The sequence below is a fragment of the Streptomyces aurantiogriseus genome (genome assembly GCF_014649375.1).
Classification (GTDB): domain Bacteria; phylum Actinomycetota; class Actinomycetes; order Streptomycetales; family Streptomycetaceae; genus Streptomyces; species Streptomyces aurantiogriseus.
The window spans coordinates 1-16,166 of sequence record NZ_BMSX01000036.1 but is presented as its reverse complement, the minus strand read 5'-3'; the positions used below and the strand labels follow the sequence as shown (position 1 = coordinate 16,166).

Here is a 16,166-nt window from a genome sequence, read left to right as displayed (position 1 = left end):
CGCAAGCGGACCGCGGTCGGAGTCACCCTGCTCTTCACCGCCGCCCTCAACGCGGCCGCCGCGCTGTACGGCAGCGGCTCCACCCAGTACGCCGGGGTCGGCAACGCCTTCGCCGGCATCAACGTGGGCAGCCACATCACGGTCCCGTCGACCGGCGTCACGGTCACCGACCCGGGCAGCCAGTCCTCCACCGTCGGCACCGCGGTGAACATGCAGATCGCGGCGAGCAGCACCAACAGCGGCTCCCTGACCTACGCGGCGAGCGGTCTGCCCGCGGGCCTGTCGATCAGCGGCTCCACCGGCCTGATCTCCGGCACCCCGACCACGGCCGGCACCTCCAGCACCACCGTCACGGTGACCGACAGCACCGGCGCGACCGGCACCGCCTCCTTCACCTGGACGGTCAGCGCGAGCGGCGGCGGCACCTGCGCCTCGGCGCAGCTCCTGGGCAACCCGGGCTTCGAGTCGGGCGACACCACCTGGACCGCCAGCAGCGGGGTCATCACCAACTCCAGCAGCCAGGCGGCTCGTACCGGCTCCTGCAAGGCCTGGCTCGACGGCTACGGATCGACCCACACCGACACGCTGTCGCAGTCGGTGGCGATCCCGAGCGGCTGCACCAACACCACGTTCACCTTCTACCTGCACATCGACACGGCCGAGACCACCACCAGCACCCAGTACGACAAGCTGACGGTCACCGCCGGGTCCACCACCCTGGCCACCTACTCCAACCTCAACGCGGCTTCCGGCTACGTGCAGAAGTCCTTCAGCCTCGGATCCTTCGCGGGCAGCACGGTGACCCTGAAGTTCACCGGCGTCGAGGACTCCTCCCTCCAGACCAGCTTCGTCGTGGACGACACAGCCGTGACGACGAGCTGACCCGCCCCCCACGGGCCGACGTCCCGCACGCGGGCTCCCCCCGCGTGCGGGACGTCGCTGTGTTCAGTTCAGCGGGTCGAGCGTCAGGTAGGCCTGGCGCGGAGCGCCGTCGTGGACGAGCGACTCCTGCTGCCCGACGTCGTCGAAGGCGAACGCGTACGCCTTGCCGTCGGCCATCTGCGCGTGGATCTTGCGGGCGTAGTGGTTGGTCACCACGTCCTGGTAGAAGTGCGCCGTCGTGGTGTCCGGCTGGTTCGGGTTGACCAGGAGGGTCGACCGGTTGAAGCCGGCGCACAGGGTGCGGGAGATCGGCCCCCGTACGGCGTCGTTGGGGGCGTCCAGCAGTCGGTGGCAGCCGAAGACGCTGTCGGCGTCGGGCTTCTGGAAGCTGGTGACGACGGCTCCCGCGCTGTTGGTGAAGTTCAGGACGCCGCCGGAGACCCGCCCGTAGTACTTTGTGCCCGGCTGGTCCGCGAACGGGGTCACCGTGAGCGTCGTCGTCGCGTACTTCTGCCAGACGCGGTTGACGTAGTCGTCCATCACGGACCTGGGCAGGACCCCCGTCTCCACCCCGTACAGCGGCGAGAGCGCCCTGAGGACGGTGCCGTCGGACCGCGTCTGGATCAGGTTGGCCCAGCCCCCGGGCTGTCCGCGCAGGGCGTTGAAGAAGCCGTGGTAACCGCCCGGCTTGAGCCGCCCGGTGCTGCTCACGCTCCCGTCGGAGCGCTGCACGCCGACCGCGTACGGCGCGGAGAACATGTCGACCTGGGTGCTGTTCAGCCACAGCCCGGAGTTGTTGAGGGTGTACTCCGACCAGTTGAAGAGGATGGTGCGGTTCGGGTCGCTCGGATTCTGCACGGCAGGCTGCACCAGCCCGCCGGTGGTCAGCCGGAACACCAGCTTCTGCCCGTACGAGAAGTAGATCCGGCCCGAGAACTTGGGGATCCGGATCGTCGTGGACTGCCCGGCGGCCGGTCCAGGGATCGAGGCGTCGGGTGCCGGCGTGGGCGGGTTGCCGCCCGCCGGCCAGGCGTGGAACGCGCCGTTCGCGTCCGCCCAGCCCTGCTGACCCGTCGTCAGGAGGGTGCCGAGGTTGTAGACGTAGAGGGGTTCGCCGCGGCCCGAGTTGTTGGTGATCTTCAGTGGGATGGTGTCGGGGACCGCGGCCTGTGCGGGCGGTCCGAGGGTGAGCAACGCGCCGACCAGAGCTGCGGCTCCCGCCGCTGCCGCCAGCCGGGACCTGAGTGAGCGGAGCACTCTCCACCTCCGTGCGGTAGGCCTGTGGGGTTGGTCCGTACCTTGTTGAGAGCGCTCTCAAGGTGACACTGGGGTGTGGGCATGTCAATAACTTGGCAAGAGGAGGCGCCCGCGTCCTGCCGTCGCGGGCGCCTCGGAGACCGGATCAGAACGTGCGCTTCAGCAGATCCAGCAGCGCCGTCCAGTGCCGCTCCGCGCCCTCCTCGTGGTACGCAGCGGTGTCGGCCTGCGTGAAGCCGTGCTGGGCGCCCTCGTAGACCTCGCAGCGGTGGCGGACACCGGCCGCGGTCAGCGCTTCCTCCAGGCGCTCGATCTGCTCGGGCGGCAGGGCCGGGTCGTCGTCGGCGTGACCGAAGTACAGTTCGGCCGTGACGCGGTCGGCCACCCGGTGCGGGCTGTCCGGAGCGTCGGTCGCGAGCCGCCCGCCGTGGAAGCCGGCCGCCGCCGCGACCCGGTCCGGGTGGGTGCCGGCGGTCAGCAGGGAGAGACGGGCGCCCATGCAGTACCCGGTCAGCGCGACCGGGCCGTCCGCGACCAGCGGGCTCTCGGCCATCCAGTGCAGGTAGGCGCCGGCGTCCCGCATGGCCAGATCGTTCGTGAGGGACTGCATGATCGGGTGGAGCTTCTCCCACATCTCCGGCCGGGCGGCGGGGTCGATGAACTCGGGCAGCTCCACGACCGGGGCACGCCCGTGACGGTAGAAGACGTTGGGCACCAGCACCGTGTAGCCGGCCCCGGCGAGCCGGTCGGCCATCGCCCGCAGATGCGGACGCAGGCCGAACGCGTCCTGGTACAGCAGCACACCCGGCCGGGGCGACCCGTCACCGGGATGGGAGAGGTAGGCGTCCGCGACGCCGTCCTCGGTGGGAATGTCCACGGCTGTTCCCTGTACGGAGGTCATGGGCTGCCTCTCTGCGCGGTTCACGGCGAGCTGTGGGCCCGCCCGGCGGGCCAGGCCGCGCTCATGGTTGCACGCACCATCCAACCGGCCGCGTGGACCCCCGGCCCGCAAACCGTCCCTTTACCCGGGCTTACTCGAAACACCGGGCTACTCGAACCGCGAGGCGTCACCCGCCCCGTACCGTACGATCTCCGCCTCGCCCTCCGAGAAGTCAATGACCGTCGTCGGTTCGGTGCCGCAGTCCCCGGAGTCCAGTACCCCGTCCACCACGTGGTCGAGCCGGTCCTTGATCTCCCAGCCCTGGGTCATCGGCTCCTCCTCGCCGGGCAGCAACAGGGTGCTGGACAGCAGCGGTTCACCGAGCTCGGAGAGCAGGGCCTGGGTGACGACGTGGTCGGGGATGCGCACGCCCACCGTCTTCTTCTTCGGATGCTGAAGCATGCGCGGCACCTCCTTCGTCGCCGGGAGGATGAAGGTGTAGCTGCCGGGCGTCGACGCCTTGATGGCGCGGAACACGTCGTTGTCCACCCGCACGAACTGCCCGAGCTGTGCGAAGTCCTGGCAGACGAGGGTGAAGTGGTGCCGGTCGTCCAGCTCGCGGATGGACCGGATCCGGTCGACGCCGTCCCGGCTGCCGATCCGGCAGCCGAGCGCGTAGCAGGAGTCCGTCGGGTACGCGATGAGCGCGTCCGCCCGGATGGCAGCCGCGACCTGGGCGATGGTGCGCGGCTGGGGGTTTTCGGGGTGCACGTCGTAGTACTTCGCCATTGGCTGAGCTTATGCCTTGGCGCGGGGGTGGGCCGCGCAGGCCTGTCGGACGCCGGTGTCTCCGGCTGTGCAGACCGTCCGGCCGACGCCGCTGTCTCCGGCCGTGCAGACCGTCCGGCCTCCGTGCCCCGACGATGCGCGGGGTGCTGTCCCCCCATGCCCGGATCACACGGGGGAGCGGTGCGCCGAGGCGGCCGCCGGCTTCCACGGTTCGGCCGCCGGATGGACCGAGCCCCTCCCGGACGCCCGCCCGAGCGCGGCGACCGCCTGTGCGCCGTCGTCGGCCCATGGCGCTCCGTCCCCGGCTACGACCACGCCCGGTGGCACCCGGTGGCACCCGGTGGCACCCGGTGGCACCCGGTGGACTTCCGCGACGACGAGGAACGGCGCAGGTACCGGCGGCTCACGGCCGGGACGGCCGGGCGGGACTGCGCCCCGCCCTCAAGCGTCCTGGGGCCCGGCCGCCCCCAACAGGTGCGTCCAGCTGTCGGCCAGCAGGCCGACGGCCGTCGCGGAGTCGGTCTCCCACCCGTGGCGCATCCAGTGCCGGGCCAGCTGGTCGAGCTGGGTCAGGGCGAGGAAACCGCGCATGCGCCGCGACTCCGGAGCGAAGCGGCCGGCCTGCTCCAGGCCCGCCTCGATGTCGGCGACGACCCCGTCGAACCAGTGGTTCACCAGTTCGCGCAGCTCCGGGTCGACCACGGCCGCTTCGTGCGCGGCCAGCACGTACGGGCGGGTCCGGGGCCACTGCCGCGAGGTGTCGCGCAGCCAGGCCTCGATGCCGTCCCGGCTGCCCCGGCGTACGACCGCGACGAGGTCCGGTGCCGCCTGCGGCTCGGTGTCGCGGCGCGCCAGCAGCTCGTCCAGTTCAGCGACGAGCGCCTTCATCAGGGCCGCCCGCGAGGGAAAGTACGCGTAGAACGTGACCCGTGTGGTGCCCGCCGCCCGCGCGATGTCGTCGACCGTCGTTCCCGCGTAGCCCCGCGCCTCGAACAGTTCCAGGGCCGTCGACAGCAGCAGCCGACGGGTCATCTCCTTCTGTGCAGCGCGTAGACGGGCCACGGCAGGCGCTCTTCCGGTCGACTGCGAAGGGGCCGCTGACCTGCGAGGTCGCGCTCCCGACGGACGCCCTCATCGTACGGTACGGCCTTCGCGCGGCACCCGCCTGCGTACGTCGGTCCGCGCGGGCCCGACAAGCGCGTCGCCCACCCGTACCCGACGGCGACCTCACGCCGGCGTCTTGCCGAGGTCCGCGACCTCGAGACCGCCTACCTCACCGAGGCCCTGCTCTCCCTCACCGACGGCGAGATGGACGCCCTCGGCTCCGCGCTGGGGGCGCTCACGTCGCTCACGCGCCACCTGCGCGCTGCCGCGTACTGACCGCACCACCGCGGGCGCCCGCGCGCGTCCCCGGCGTGCTCCCCGCAGATCGGCGGCGCCCTCGGCACCTCCGTGCTGGTCTCCGTGATCAGCGCCAGGGTCGGTTCGACACTGGGCGGCGGACTCACCCCACGCCGCGTCCCGCCGCCACGGCCGCAGGGCTCCAGGAGGCCGAGGACGCGGTCGCCATGGGCGTGGCCCCCCGTGCCCGACGGCATGCCCCGAGCGGCTGCGGGCGGCCGTGGTCGAGGGCAGCGGCCAGGCCTTCATGAACGGCCTGCACGCGGTCTCCGTGGTCACCGGCCTGCTGTGCGTCGGCGGAGCCGCGCCGGCCGCCGTCGGCATCCGGAAGACCCCTGCCTCCCATTGACCTGCCTGGGCCTGCCCCGGGCCCCGCCCGGCGCGGCGGGGCCCCGGAGGCCCAGGTGAGGTAACGTCCCGGACCGATATGGCTGGTTCGGCCCGAGGGGGCCGCGAGGGACGAGGAGAGCGCCGAGATGGCTGGCCGGGACGACGAGAACCGTCACACGGACGGGACGGACGGCGCCGACCCGACGTGGGCGCAGGAACTCCTCGACCACCTGCGCCCCACCGGACGCGACGTAGGCAGGATCGTCGACTGGCTCGCCGTCACCGTCGACGCGACCGTCTCCCTGCGCGACGACACCGGCACCCTGCTCGCCGGACCGTCCATCCCCCTGGACGAGGGCCTGGCGGCGGACATCCTCACCGGCCGTATCGCCTCCGCCGCCTGGGAGGGCGACGGCCGCCACCTGCGCCTGATACGGGTCGAACTCACGCCGCCCGCCCGGGCCGGCATCCTCATCGTCTCCCGCACCGCCCCCTTCGACCGGCGTGCCTCCGAGATCGTCCCCCACACCGCGGCAGCCCTCGAACTCCTGCTGCGCGCCCAGCGCACCACCGCCACCGGACACCGTCTCGCCCGCGCCACCTCCGACCTGCGCCTGGCCATCCTCCAACTGCTCATGGTCGAGGACACCGTCGCCGCACGCCGTGTCGCCGCCGGCCTGTGGCCCGGCCTCCTGGACACGGACACCGCCTGCGTCTACGTCGTCGAGAGCACCCCGCAGGACCGCGACCGTCTCGCCGAGGCCTGCCTCGCCGCGACCCGCGAGCACGCCCTGGTCGTCCGCTGCCCCGCCATGGAAGGCCACGTCATCGTCGTCACCCCGCACGACACAGCGGGCAGCGAACTGCGCGGCCTGTGCGACCGCCACCCCGACACCTTCCTCGGCGGGAGCACCCCCCAGAGCCTCGCCCACACCGCCACCGCCTACGGACAGGCCGTCAGCGCCCTCGCCGTCGCCCGCTTCCGCCCCGACAAGGCGGCCGTCTACGCCGAACGCACCCACCCCGAGCGCCTGATGGACCCCGCCGCCCTGCGTGCCTGGACGACCCGCCTGCTGCGCCCCCTCGACACCCTCCCGCACCACACCCGAGCCGAACTCCTCGCCACCACCCGGCTCGGCCTGGAGTTCACCGCCGTCAACGCCGCCAAGGTCCTCGGCGTCAGCCGCAACACCGTGCGGGCCCGCATGGAACGCGTCGAGACGCTGCTCGGCACGGACTTCTCCGACCTCACCGTCCGCGCCACCGTCCACCTCGCGCTCAACGCCCAGGTCGCCATCGCCGAGGAGTACCCCGGCGCCGCCACCGCCCCCGACCGCCTCGACGACCTGCTCGCCGGAACCGCACTGCGCGCCTGGGCGCACGACCTGCTCGCGCGCCTGGAGACCGACAGCCGCGACCTGCGCCGTACCCTGCGCACCTGGATCACCGCCGGCGGCAACGCCGAACGCACCGCACAGGTGCTCGGCGTGCATGCCCAGACCGTCCGCGAGCACGTCCGCAGCGCGGAACCCGTCCTGGAACGCCAACTCCTCGCCGCCGGCAGCGACCTCTACGAGGTCGTTCTCGCCCATCTGGCCACCGGTGACCTCGAACGACCCGCTCTCCACCCGACGGAATCGGGCCATCCGGACTCACCTGTGCACAGGTGAGCCATCCGGCCCGGTGAGCGGGCATCGGCACGATTCACAACCCGTGCGCCGAACACGTAAGTTCGACGCATCGCGGGGGCCACGACCGGAACGGGGGACCGGTCGGGCTCCCGCGCCTGGTCAGCCCCGCGTCCGGACCGGGATCTCCTGCCAGCCGAAGGCGATGAACGACGGCACCTGGCGCAGTTCTTCGGCCCGGGTGTCCAGCCGCAGATCGGGGAACCGGTCGAACAGCGCGGGCAGCGCCGTCAGCGCCTCCATGCGGGCCAGCGGCGCGCCGATGCACCGGTGGACACCGATGCCGAACGCCAGATGGTCGTCCGCCCCGCGCGTGGCGTCGAACGCGTCGGCGTCCGCCCCGTAGTGCGCCGGGTCCAGGCCCGCCGCCGCGTACGTCGTGATGATGGCGTCCCCGGCCGGGATCGTCACGTCACCGACCTTCAGGTCGCTGACGGCGAACCGCAGCGGCAGCGAGGCGATCGACGGGTGCACCCGCAGCGTCTCGTCCACCACCGCGTCCCAGCCGATCTCCCCGCGCCGCACGGCCGCCAGCTGCCCGGGCCGGTCCAGGAGCGCCACCACCGCGTTCCCGATGAGGTTCACGGTCGTCTCGAACCCGGCCCCGATCACCAACAGCAGCGTGTACAGCAGCTCCTCGCTGCTCAGCCGGTCGCCGTCCTCGTCGCGCACCCGGATCAGCTCGGTCGTCATGTCGTCGCCGGGGTGCTCGCTCTTGTGGGCGATGAGCCCGCCCAGCACCGTGCCGATCTGCTCCTGCACGAACGCGGCGTGCTCCGGGCTCGGGTCCGAGGTGTCCATGATGGCCGCGATCAGCCGGGCGGTGGCCTCCCGCAACTCCTCGGGCACACCGAACAGTTCGCAGATGATCCGCATGGGCAGCGGGTGTGCGAACCCGGCCTTCAGATCGACCACGTCACCGCCCTGCTCGAGCTCGTCCAGCAGCTCCGTGGTGATGGCCTCCACCCGGTCCCGCAGGGCCTCGGTGCGCCGGTGCGTGAAGCTCGGCGCTACCAGTTTGCGCAGCCGCGCGTGGTCGGCGCCGTACGTGGAGAGCATGTTGACCACGCCGACCCAGCCCAGGATCCAGCCCCAGGACGGGTGGTCGCCGATCTCGGGCCACAGCCGCCAGTGCCGGCGCGGGTCCTTGCTGACCTGCGGATCGAGGATCAGCTCCTTGAGCGTGTCGTAGCGGGTGGGCGCCCAGGCCGGGATGCCCCCGGGCAGCTCCACGGGCACGATCGGGCCGAGGGCGCGCAGCCGGGCGCTCTCGCCCGGGATGTCGGACCCGAACGGATCGATGGCGAAGCGGTCGACGCGGTCGGTCACGGTCATGACGGAACTCCTGGCTGGTCGGGGGAGCGGGGGCTGAAACGGACGGGCAGGGCGGTCAGCGAGCGGTGGAACGGGCCCGGCCGCCAGCTCAGCCGCTCGCGGGGCAGGACCGGGTCGAGGTCGGGCAGCCACTGGGTGAGCCGCTCGATCGCCTCGGTGACCAGCAGCAGCGTGTGCTGCTTGACCGGGCAGGTGTGCGGGCCCGCACCCCACGACAGGTGCGAGGCGTCGTTCGGGTGCCGGCCGCCGGTGGCCTCCCGCTCGGCGAAGTGTCCGAGCGCTCCGTACGACACCACCACCGGCACCGCGTCCCGCAGCCACACCCCGTGGAACGCGACCGGCCGACGGGCGTAGTAGATGCCGTAGTTGGCCAGCGGTGTCTCGTGGTGCAGCACCTCGACGACCGCGTCCATGACCGGGCGGGCGCCGCTGGTGAGGGTGGAGTAGTAGGCCGGGTTGCCCAGGATCCGGGAGAGGGTGTTCGACAGCAGGTTCGCGGTCGGCTCGTAGCCGGCGCCCAGGGTGAGGAACACCTGCCAGGTGACCTCCTCAAGGGTCAGTCCCGCCGGATGGTCCAGCAGCCGGCTCGGCAGGTCGTCACCCGGCCGCTCGGCCTTGGCGGCGATCAGCTCCAGGACGTACTGGGCGTACTGCGCCTCGCCTTCGGCGGCCTGCGCTCCGCCCTCCATCATCTTGCCGAGCCCCTCGTTGAGCCGGTCGCCGTGGCTGTCCGGCAGCCCGAACAGGTCGTTGAAGACCAGCGCCATCAGCGGCCGCGAGAAGTCCCCGACCAGATCGGCCCCGCCGCGCGGGCCGATCCGGCCAACGAGCAGCCGTACGGCCCGGTGCACGCGGGCCCGCAGGTCGTGCGGCTCGACCAGGTCGAACACGTCGATGAGGGTGGTGCGGTAGCGGACGTGGGCGGCCCCGTCGGCGAACAGCGCGTTGGGGCGCCACCGCATCATGCCGAGCACCGGCGAGTCGGCCGGGACGGTCGACTCCCACGCGCGCGGGTCGTGCGAGAACGTCTCCTGATCGTGCAGCACGTCCAGCGCGGCCCGCCGGTCCGTGACCAGGTACGCCGGGACGCCGGGCGCCAACTCCGCCCATCCGATGGGCCCCTGCGCGCGCAGGGCCGCGTAGTAGCGGTGCGGATCGGACGCGAAGCCGTCCTCCCACAGCCGCACGGGCGCCGAACGCGTGAAGTCGTGCCGGCCCGGGGGATAGGTGGTCACCGGGCCTCCCCGGGGTCGATGAGGTGGTCGACCAGCGCGAGCAGCGCGTCGATCGACGAGTTCGCGTCCCGCGCGTCGCACGTCACCATCGGCGTGCCCGCCTCCAGGTCGAGGGCGCGCCGCAGTTGCTCCTCGCCGTAGTGGCGGGGCGCGTCCGGGAAGGCGTTGAAGGCGACCGCGTACGGCAGCCCGCTCTCCTCCACCAGCCCCAGCACGTCGAACGACGCGTCCAGCCGGCGGCTGTCGACCAGGACCAGCGCGCCGAGCGCCCCGTAGGCGATCTCGTCCCACAGCGAACGGAACCGCTCCTGCCCGGGTGTGCCGAACAGGTACAGCACCACTCCGCCGGGCAGGCTGATCCGGCCGAAGTCGATGGCGACGGTCGTCGTCGTCTTCTCCCGCACCCCCGCCAGGTCGTCCACCTCGGCGGAGGCTTCGCTGAGGTGCTCCTCGGTGTGCAGCGGCCGGATCTCGGACACCGAGTCGATCAGGGTCGTCTTGCCCACCCCGAACGGACCCGCGACGAGGATCTTCACCAGGTCGCGGGCGGTGTCGGGAAGGTGGATGGCGCCGGGGGTGACGGCGCTAGGTGTGCTTGAGGGCGCGGAGGCCATCGGCCACTCTCTTCAGCAGGTCGGGGTCGAACCGTTCGGCGGGCGGGATCGGCGCGCGGGTGAGGACCAGCTCCCGGTCGGCGAGGCCGGCCGCCAGGACACGTACCGCGGAGACCGGCAGCCGCAGCAGCGCCGCAGCCTCCACCACCGCCAGCGAGCCGCCCTCCAGGGCGTCCAGCAGGGCGAGTTCGGCGGCGGGCAGCCCGGGCGGCACGGGCTCGCCGCTGCGGGCGAGCACCGACAGCCGCTCCAGCTGGGGACGGCTGGGCCGGGCCACCCCGCCGGTCGACAGGTACGCGGGAACCAGGGGACGACCGGCCGGGCGTCCGGTCATGCCGGAGCGTTGTCGTCGGCTCCTCGGGGCGCGGCCGTCATGGCCTTCTCGCCGAGCCGCGCCACCTGGGAGTGCACCCGGTGCGCCAGCAGGTCCAGGCGCACCTCGCCGTCCCCGTACGCGGCCACACAGGTGCCGTGGTCCGTCGGCACGATGAGGACGTAGCCGTGGTCCGACTCGATGACGATCTGGCGCACCTCGGCCCGGTCCTGGTCGGCGAACGCGGCCGCCGCCGTCCGGCACGCCCCCTGCACGGTGCTGGTGATGGCGGCCACCCGCTCCGCCGACGGCTGCGACAGCGCGTCGGTGTACCCCGTCACGAGCCCGTCCCGGGTCAGCATGACGGCGGCCACCACGTGCGGCACCTGCAGGATCGGTTCCAGCACCCATGCGGTGTCGCCCGTGTTGCGGCTGGTCATCGAGCCGCTCCTCCTTCGTCGTCGGTGTTGTCGGTCTCGTGGGCCGCCGGTGCGGTGCCCTGGGGTGCGGCCTCGGCGCCGGAGCGGGCGGCCGCGGTGCCGGACTGCAGCGCGCCCAGCGCCGCCGCGGCCTCCTCCGGGCGGGGCGCCGGCCGCCGCGGCGCGGGCTGCTCCGGAACGGCTGCGGCCCGGGTACGGCGACGGCGCTGCGGCAGCCCGTCGGCGTCCCGGGGAGTGTGGTGCCGGGGAGTGTCCGGGGCGGTCTCGTCCGTGCCGTACGCGTGGGAGGCGGCCGCTGCCGCCTTGCGGGTCGTGCGCGGGGCGCTCGGAGCCTGCGGCCGGTCGGCCGGGTCGAGGTGACTGAGGAGGTGGCTGTCGACCCGCAGCACCGCGCGCACCCCGCCGTACGGGGACGGCGAGGAGACGTCGACACCCAGGTCGAACTGCCGGGTCAGCCGCCCGATGGCGGCCAGGCCCATGCGCGGCGGGTCGCCGAGGTCGGTCAGCAGGATGGGGGAGTCGCCCGCCACCAGGCGCTGGGCGCGGTCGCGTTCGTCCTGTGTCATGCCGAGGCCCGCGTCGTCGATGGTCACGCACACGCCGTGGTGCACGTGCTCCAGACTCACCACCACGTCGGTGTCCGGCGCGGAGTGCCGCAGGGCGTTGTCGAGGAGTTCGGCGACGATGACGGCGACGGGTTCCACGGCGTGCGAGACCAGGGCCGTGCCGGGCTCGAGGTGGTTGTGGACCTTGACCCGGTGGTAGCCCGCGAGCCGGGCCTGGCCGCCGGTGACCGCGTCCACCAGGTGCGACTCCTCGCGCGCGAGCCCCACCCAGGCCCCGCACACCACCGCCGCGACCTGGGCGCGGCGCAGCGACTGCTCGTTCTCGTGGTCGAGCTCGAAGAGGGTCTGCGTCAACTCCGGGTCGTCGTAGCGCTGTTGCAGACCGCGCAGGGCGTCCTGCAGCCGGTACAGGGCCGCCTGGATCTCCCGGGTGGCGCCCCGCATCCCGGCCTGCGCGGCCGCGTCGACCCGGGTGCGCTGGGCGGCCACCTCTGCCTGCATCGCCAGGAGCACGTTCTCCAGGGCGATGCCGAAGGGTGTGCCGACGGTCAGCGGCTGCAGCGGGCCGGGCACGTCGAGATGCGGATGCGCCACCTGACGGGCGGCGGCGGGTACGCGCCGGGCCGCGAGATGCTCGACCTCCGCGGTGAACGCCCGCAACGACCCGTCGAGTTGGGTGCGCAGCGCGGCGATCTCCGCACGCTGCCGGGTCTGTTGCCGTCGTAACCGCAGGAGCCCGCCGCCGAGGGCGAGCGCGGACAGTGTTCCGGCGGCGAGGCCGCCGGCCACCAGGTCCGGTAATTCGATCATCGATTCGGTTCCAGGGAGGGTCAGGCGATTCGGGGAGCACGAGTGCAGGGGTGGGCCCAAGGTGTTCGGACCAGGCACCCGCAGCACAGTACACACCGTCATTGATCGCTCTCGCACGGTCGAGCGATACTTCGGTCCGAAAGTGCCCGGTATCTTTTCGCTTCTGCGTCGACTGTCGGAATTGCCGTGCGGTGCGGGCGAGTTGGTGTGGAGATGATCATAGGCCTGACGTCGGCCCGGGACGCGCTACACGCCGCTCGGCGGGGGCAGTACGGCAAGGCTCCCGTTGGCCTGACGCAGCGCCAGCTCCAGCGTGCCCGGCGCGTGCAGCGCACCGGTCCCGTCCGGCGGTACCAGCCACTCCAGGGACCGCGCCGGCCGGTACGGCGGGGGCACCGCGACCCAGGACCCCCGGCCCGCGTGCCGCAGCCCCGCCCCGACCCAGCGGCTGTCCGGATCCGGCGGCAGGAAGAAGCCCACCCGATGGGCCGCGGTGTCCACGAGTGTCGGCCCGGGCACAGGCAGCGACGGCTGCCACAGCAGGTCCAGGGTCAACAGACCTAGCCGCTCGGGCACGCTGAGCACGTCCCAGTAGCGGCCGGCCGCCAGCAGCGCGATGCCGTTGCCCTGGTCCCACTCCCGCTTGCACACCCGTGGGTCCGTCGCGGCGGCGGCGAGCCACTCCACGCCCCGCCCCCACATCACATCGCTCATGTCCGGCTCCGTGTGAGATCCCCCCCGGGCCCGGACGACGCAGGCACACAGGACACCGGGCCGGGCCGCCGTCGACCGCGCGCCGACTCGGCGTATGCATGCTGGTAGATATTTCTACGTGGCGGAAGGGGTGGCGAACCCTGGCGTTTCGGTCTGGTTCGTTCGAGTCCCGTGTCCCCGTTCGGCCGACGGCCTCGGACGTGCGCGCGGTGTGCCCGGGGGGGCGATGGGTACCCGGCCACCGAGCGAGCAATGTCGAGGATCACGCTGGGAGGAGGCCCGCATGGCCACTGGCACGGAAACCGGCGACGTGACCGGTACCCGGGACAAGGACTACAACCTCATCTGGTACGTGGAGGCGTGCCTGAACAACGCGCTGCGGCTGGAGACCTACATCCAGGACGCCGAACGCGACAAGGACACCGAGGTCGCGGACCTGTTCCGCAAGGCCCAGGCCGACAGCCGCAAGGGCGCCGAGCTGGGGAAGGACCTCCTGCGCACGCGCCTGAGCGGAGCCTGACGCCCGCTGCCCCAGGGGCCCGGACACCGTGAGACGGTCACGGCGTCCGGGCCCCGGCGTGCGTCTCCACGACGAACCTGAAATGAACTTGTGAGTTCGGTGCGGGCCCCCGTCACGCCCGACTCGGGTCGCCCTGCGGTACGGACAGCGGCGGTTCCGTCTGACGCAGCTCCGCCAGCAACTCGTTCTGCCCGGCGAGCAGTTCGGTCAGGATGCGGCGGGCCGCCCGCAGCAGCTCGGCGACGTCACCGCCGGCCAGCGCGTAGCTGACCGTCGAGCCCTCCCGGATCGACACCACGATCCCCGAGCGGCGCAGCACGGCCAACTGCTGGGACAGGCTGGACGGTTCGATCTCGATCTCCGCGAGCAGGTCCCGCACGGCGACGGGGCCGCCCTGCAGCAGTTCGAGGACCCTGATGCGCACCGGGTGCCCGAGCATGCGGAAGAACTCGGCCTTGGCCTGGTAGAGGGGGACCTGCATGGTCAATCGCTCCCTGCCCGGTTCGGGGTCCTGCGTCCGCCACGATCCTGGCGACTGTGGGCTCCGCACACCTCGGTGATGCACTCATGTGGATGTGTCGAGTTGAAGAAATCTTCAACTACCGGGCGTGCGAAGCCGCCGGCCGCCGGGCCGTCTACACCTCGAGCTCCGTCTCGATCCGCTTGAGCTGGTGGCGGGCCATGGCCAGATTGGAACGGTCCCGGTCCAGCACGAGGTAGATGAACAAGCCGCTGCCCTGCCGGCCCTTGAGCAGCCGGATGAGGTGGTACTGGCTGCCGAGCGTGATCAGGATGTCCTCGATCTCGCCCTTAAGCCCGAGGTGTTCCATCGTGCGGACCTTCGCGCGGATCACGTCGGTGTTCCCTGCCGCGGCGACGGCCAGGTCGAGGTCCTTGCCGCCGCCCATCGTGCCCAGCGCCATACCGCTGGTGTAGTCCACGACGGCTGCGCCCAGTGCCCCCTCGATCATGGTCATCGTCTCCTTCAGGGAGATTTCCACATTCGCCATGGCGCTCCTCCTGCCGGTAGCACGGGCCCGGGCTCCTCCGGCCCCGTTCGTGCCCCGAACCGTACGGAGCGGGTCCCCCGGAAGGGTGAAGCGCTCCGGGACTGGCACAAGGAGGTTCGAAACACGGAAACGTCTGCCGCTTTCTGATCACACACATGCGGGAGTTGTCCGGGTGGCGTCTCAACTTCAGTTGCTCGCTCAAAAAGAAGTCCGCTTGCGGTCGGACCGGCGAGCGGGCAGGGTTCGGTGCCGTGGCCACCCTGCTGATCGTCCATCACACGCCCTCGCCGAACTGCCAGGCGATGTTCGAATCGGTCGTCTCGGGCGCGACGGACCCGGAGATCCAAGGCGTCCGCGTGCTGCGCCGGGCCGCCCTCGCCGCCACGGCCTCCGACGTCCTGGAGGCCGACGGCTTTCTGCTGGGCACCCCGGCCAACCTCGGCTACATGTCCGGCGCCCTCAAGCACTTCTTCGACCAGATCTACTACCCCTGCCTCGACACCACCCGCGGCCGCCCCTTCGCCTACTACGTGCACGGCGGCAACGACGTCACCGGCGCCGTGCGCGGCATCGAGGCCATCACGACGGGCCTCGGCTGGCGGCGGGCGGCCGAGCCCGTGACCGTCACCGGGGAACCCGGCAAGGCGGATCTGGAGGCCTGCTGGGAGCTGGGTGCGACGACGGCCGCGGGGCTCATGGAGTGACGGAACCGCGTCGGTCCGGGCTCAGTCCCACAGCGGGTAGCTCACGACCTTCGCGAACTGCTCGGGCCGCTCCCCGGTGTACTCCAGCGTGATCCGGCCGTAGCGCTGCGTCTGGGGTTCCTTCTCCCAGGTCTGCGGCTTGTCCAGCCGTACGACGACCGGGTACGAGTGGAAGGTGCCGACGGCGCAGTACGGCTTGCAGTCGTTGAGGAGGTTGACGCCGGTGGCCCTCGCCGAGTCCGCGCTCCAGTGGTCCCACTTCAGCGAGGCGAGCCGGCTGTTGCCGTCACCGCAGGCCAGGATGAACGCGTCCGGGCGCACCTGGGGGTGCCAGAGGCAGTCGACCAGGACCGCGCCCGCGGTCTGCCGCGCGCCGGCCTGCTCGGCCGTGGTGCCGGGCGGCGACGTGCGGGGCGCGGCCGAGGCCGTACCGATCGCCGCGGTGAGTCCCAGCGCGGCGCACAGCAGCGCCGCCGTCCTCATGGTGTGTCCGCGCATGTCCGCTCCCGCCCGGCTGTCTCGGACCCAGGTTCTGTACCGACGCTACGACGGCGTGCGGACGAGGGCCACTCGAACGGGCCCGGGCCGCTGACGCGAGGGCGAGCCGGAACATCGTCTTTCCGGCCCCCGGCCTCCGGCCCCCGGCCTCCGGCCCCCGGCCTCCGGCCCCCGGCCTCC

At 72.3% G+C, this 16,166-nt stretch carries 19 protein-coding genes and 1 pseudogene; 5 read left to right on the top strand and 15 right to left on the bottom strand.

Annotation, left to right across the window (positions count from 1 at the left end; genetic code table 11):
- Window positions 1-36: 36 nt before the first annotated feature.
- Window positions 37-882, top strand: a pseudogene (locus tag IE263_RS43985) (putative Ig domain-containing protein); the annotation flags it as partial.
- Between the two features lie 63 nt (window positions 883-945).
- Here IE263_RS43985 and IE263_RS43980 read toward each other — a convergent pair.
- The 5 genes from IE263_RS43980 to IE263_RS49865 form a co-directional block, all read right to left on the bottom strand.
- Window positions 946-2,139 carry a glycoside hydrolase family 64 protein gene (locus IE263_RS43980; protein WP_189943757.1) on the bottom strand — a complete coding sequence of 398 codons (1,194 nt, stop codon included), beginning with the start codon at window positions 2,137-2,139 and terminating at the stop codon, window positions 946-948.
- Between the two features lie 145 nt (window positions 2,140-2,284).
- Window positions 2,285-3,040: a dienelactone hydrolase family protein gene (locus IE263_RS43975; RefSeq protein WP_189943756.1), complete on the bottom strand. Its 756-nt coding sequence runs from the start codon at window positions 3,038-3,040 to the stop codon at window positions 2,285-2,287.
- 147 nt (window positions 3,041-3,187) lie between these two features.
- Window positions 3,188-3,808, bottom strand: a complete 621-nt coding sequence (locus tag IE263_RS43970) for an L-threonylcarbamoyladenylate synthase (RefSeq protein WP_189943755.1) — start codon at window positions 3,806-3,808, stop codon at window positions 3,188-3,190.
- A 441-nt stretch (window positions 3,809-4,249) separates the two neighbouring features.
- Window positions 4,250-4,840: a TetR/AcrR family transcriptional regulator gene (locus IE263_RS43965; RefSeq protein WP_229911506.1), complete on the bottom strand. Its 591-nt coding sequence runs from the start codon at window positions 4,838-4,840 to the stop codon at window positions 4,250-4,252.
- A gap of 195 nt (window positions 4,841-5,035) precedes the next feature.
- Complete coding sequence (locus IE263_RS49865; protein WP_189943753.1) at window positions 5,036-5,194, bottom strand: hypothetical protein; 159 nt, start codon at window positions 5,192-5,194, stop codon at window positions 5,036-5,038.
- Window positions 5,195-5,429: 235 nt separating this feature from the next.
- Between IE263_RS49865 and IE263_RS49860 the strand changes: the two genes are divergently transcribed.
- A complete protein-coding gene (locus tag IE263_RS49860) occupies window positions 5,430-5,558 on the top strand; it encodes a hypothetical protein (protein ID WP_308430822.1) in 129 nt (42 codons plus the stop codon).
- Window positions 5,559-5,685: 127 nt separating this feature from the next.
- The gene (locus tag IE263_RS43955) at window positions 5,686-7,209 is read left to right on the top strand and encodes a helix-turn-helix domain-containing protein (RefSeq protein WP_189943752.1); all 1,524 of its coding nucleotides are present in this window, start codon (window positions 5,686-5,688) and stop codon (window positions 7,207-7,209) included.
- 120 nt (window positions 7,210-7,329) lie between these two features.
- Here the strand turns inward: IE263_RS43955 and IE263_RS43950 are convergent, their stop codons facing one another.
- The 7 genes from IE263_RS43950 to IE263_RS43920 all read right to left on the bottom strand — a co-directional run bounded on the left by IE263_RS43950 (window position 7,330) and on the right by IE263_RS43920 (window position 13,254).
- Window positions 7,330-8,562: a cytochrome P450 family protein gene (locus IE263_RS43950; protein WP_189943751.1), complete on the bottom strand. Its 1,233-nt coding sequence runs from the start codon at window positions 8,560-8,562 to the stop codon at window positions 7,330-7,332.
- The gene (locus tag IE263_RS43945) at window positions 8,559-9,797 is read right to left on the bottom strand and encodes a cytochrome P450 family protein (protein WP_189943750.1); all 1,239 of its coding nucleotides are present in this window, start codon (window positions 9,795-9,797) and stop codon (window positions 8,559-8,561) included. The genes IE263_RS43950 and IE263_RS43945 overlap by 4 nt, the downstream gene beginning before the upstream one ends.
- Window positions 9,794-10,411: a GTP-binding protein gene (locus tag IE263_RS43940; RefSeq protein WP_189943749.1), complete on the bottom strand. Its 618-nt coding sequence runs from the start codon at window positions 10,409-10,411 to the stop codon at window positions 9,794-9,796. Before IE263_RS43940 ends, IE263_RS43945 begins: the two co-directional genes overlap by 4 nt.
- Window positions 10,383-10,745, bottom strand: a complete 363-nt coding sequence (locus IE263_RS43935) for a DUF742 domain-containing protein (RefSeq protein ID WP_189943748.1) — start codon at window positions 10,743-10,745, stop codon at window positions 10,383-10,385. Before IE263_RS43935 ends, IE263_RS43940 begins: the two co-directional genes overlap by 29 nt.
- Window positions 10,742-11,164: a roadblock/LC7 domain-containing protein gene (locus IE263_RS43930; protein ID WP_189943747.1), complete on the bottom strand. Its 423-nt coding sequence runs from the start codon at window positions 11,162-11,164 to the stop codon at window positions 10,742-10,744. The genes IE263_RS43935 and IE263_RS43930 overlap by 4 nt, the downstream gene beginning before the upstream one ends.
- Window positions 11,161-12,540 (bottom strand): ATP-binding protein, encoded by a 1,380-nt coding sequence (locus IE263_RS43925; RefSeq protein WP_189943746.1) that lies wholly within the window; start codon window positions 12,538-12,540, stop codon window positions 11,161-11,163. Before IE263_RS43925 ends, IE263_RS43930 begins: the two co-directional genes overlap by 4 nt.
- A gap of 246 nt (window positions 12,541-12,786) precedes the next feature.
- Window positions 12,787-13,254: a hypothetical protein gene (locus IE263_RS43920; protein ID WP_189943745.1), complete on the bottom strand. Its 468-nt coding sequence runs from the start codon at window positions 13,252-13,254 to the stop codon at window positions 12,787-12,789.
- Between the two features lie 283 nt (window positions 13,255-13,537).
- On the opposite strand from IE263_RS43920, the gene IE263_RS43915 reads away from it, so the two are divergent.
- Window positions 13,538-13,774, top strand: a complete 237-nt coding sequence (locus IE263_RS43915; RefSeq protein ID WP_189943744.1) for a hypothetical protein — start codon at window positions 13,538-13,540, stop codon at window positions 13,772-13,774.
- 112 nt (window positions 13,775-13,886) lie between these two features.
- Here IE263_RS43915 and IE263_RS43910 read toward each other — a convergent pair whose 3' ends face one another.
- A complete protein-coding gene (locus tag IE263_RS43910; RefSeq protein ID WP_189943743.1) occupies window positions 13,887-14,255 on the bottom strand; it encodes an ArsR/SmtB family transcription factor in 369 nt (122 codons plus the stop codon).
- 154 nt (window positions 14,256-14,409) lie between these two features.
- Window positions 14,410-14,784 (bottom strand): hypothetical protein, encoded by a 375-nt coding sequence (locus tag IE263_RS43905; protein ID WP_189943742.1) that lies wholly within the window; start codon window positions 14,782-14,784, stop codon window positions 14,410-14,412.
- 251 nt (window positions 14,785-15,035) lie between these two features.
- Here IE263_RS43905 and IE263_RS43900 point away from each other — a divergent pair, with 251 nt between their 5' ends.
- Complete coding sequence (locus IE263_RS43900) at window positions 15,036-15,488, top strand: flavodoxin family protein (protein WP_189943741.1); 453 nt, start codon at window positions 15,036-15,038, stop codon at window positions 15,486-15,488.
- Between the two features lie 21 nt (window positions 15,489-15,509).
- Here IE263_RS43900 and IE263_RS43895 read toward each other — a convergent pair whose 3' ends face one another.
- The gene (locus IE263_RS43895) at window positions 15,510-15,986 is read right to left on the bottom strand and encodes a hypothetical protein (protein WP_189943740.1); all 477 of its coding nucleotides are present in this window, start codon (window positions 15,984-15,986) and stop codon (window positions 15,510-15,512) included.
- Window positions 15,987-16,166 lie beyond the last annotated feature (180 nt).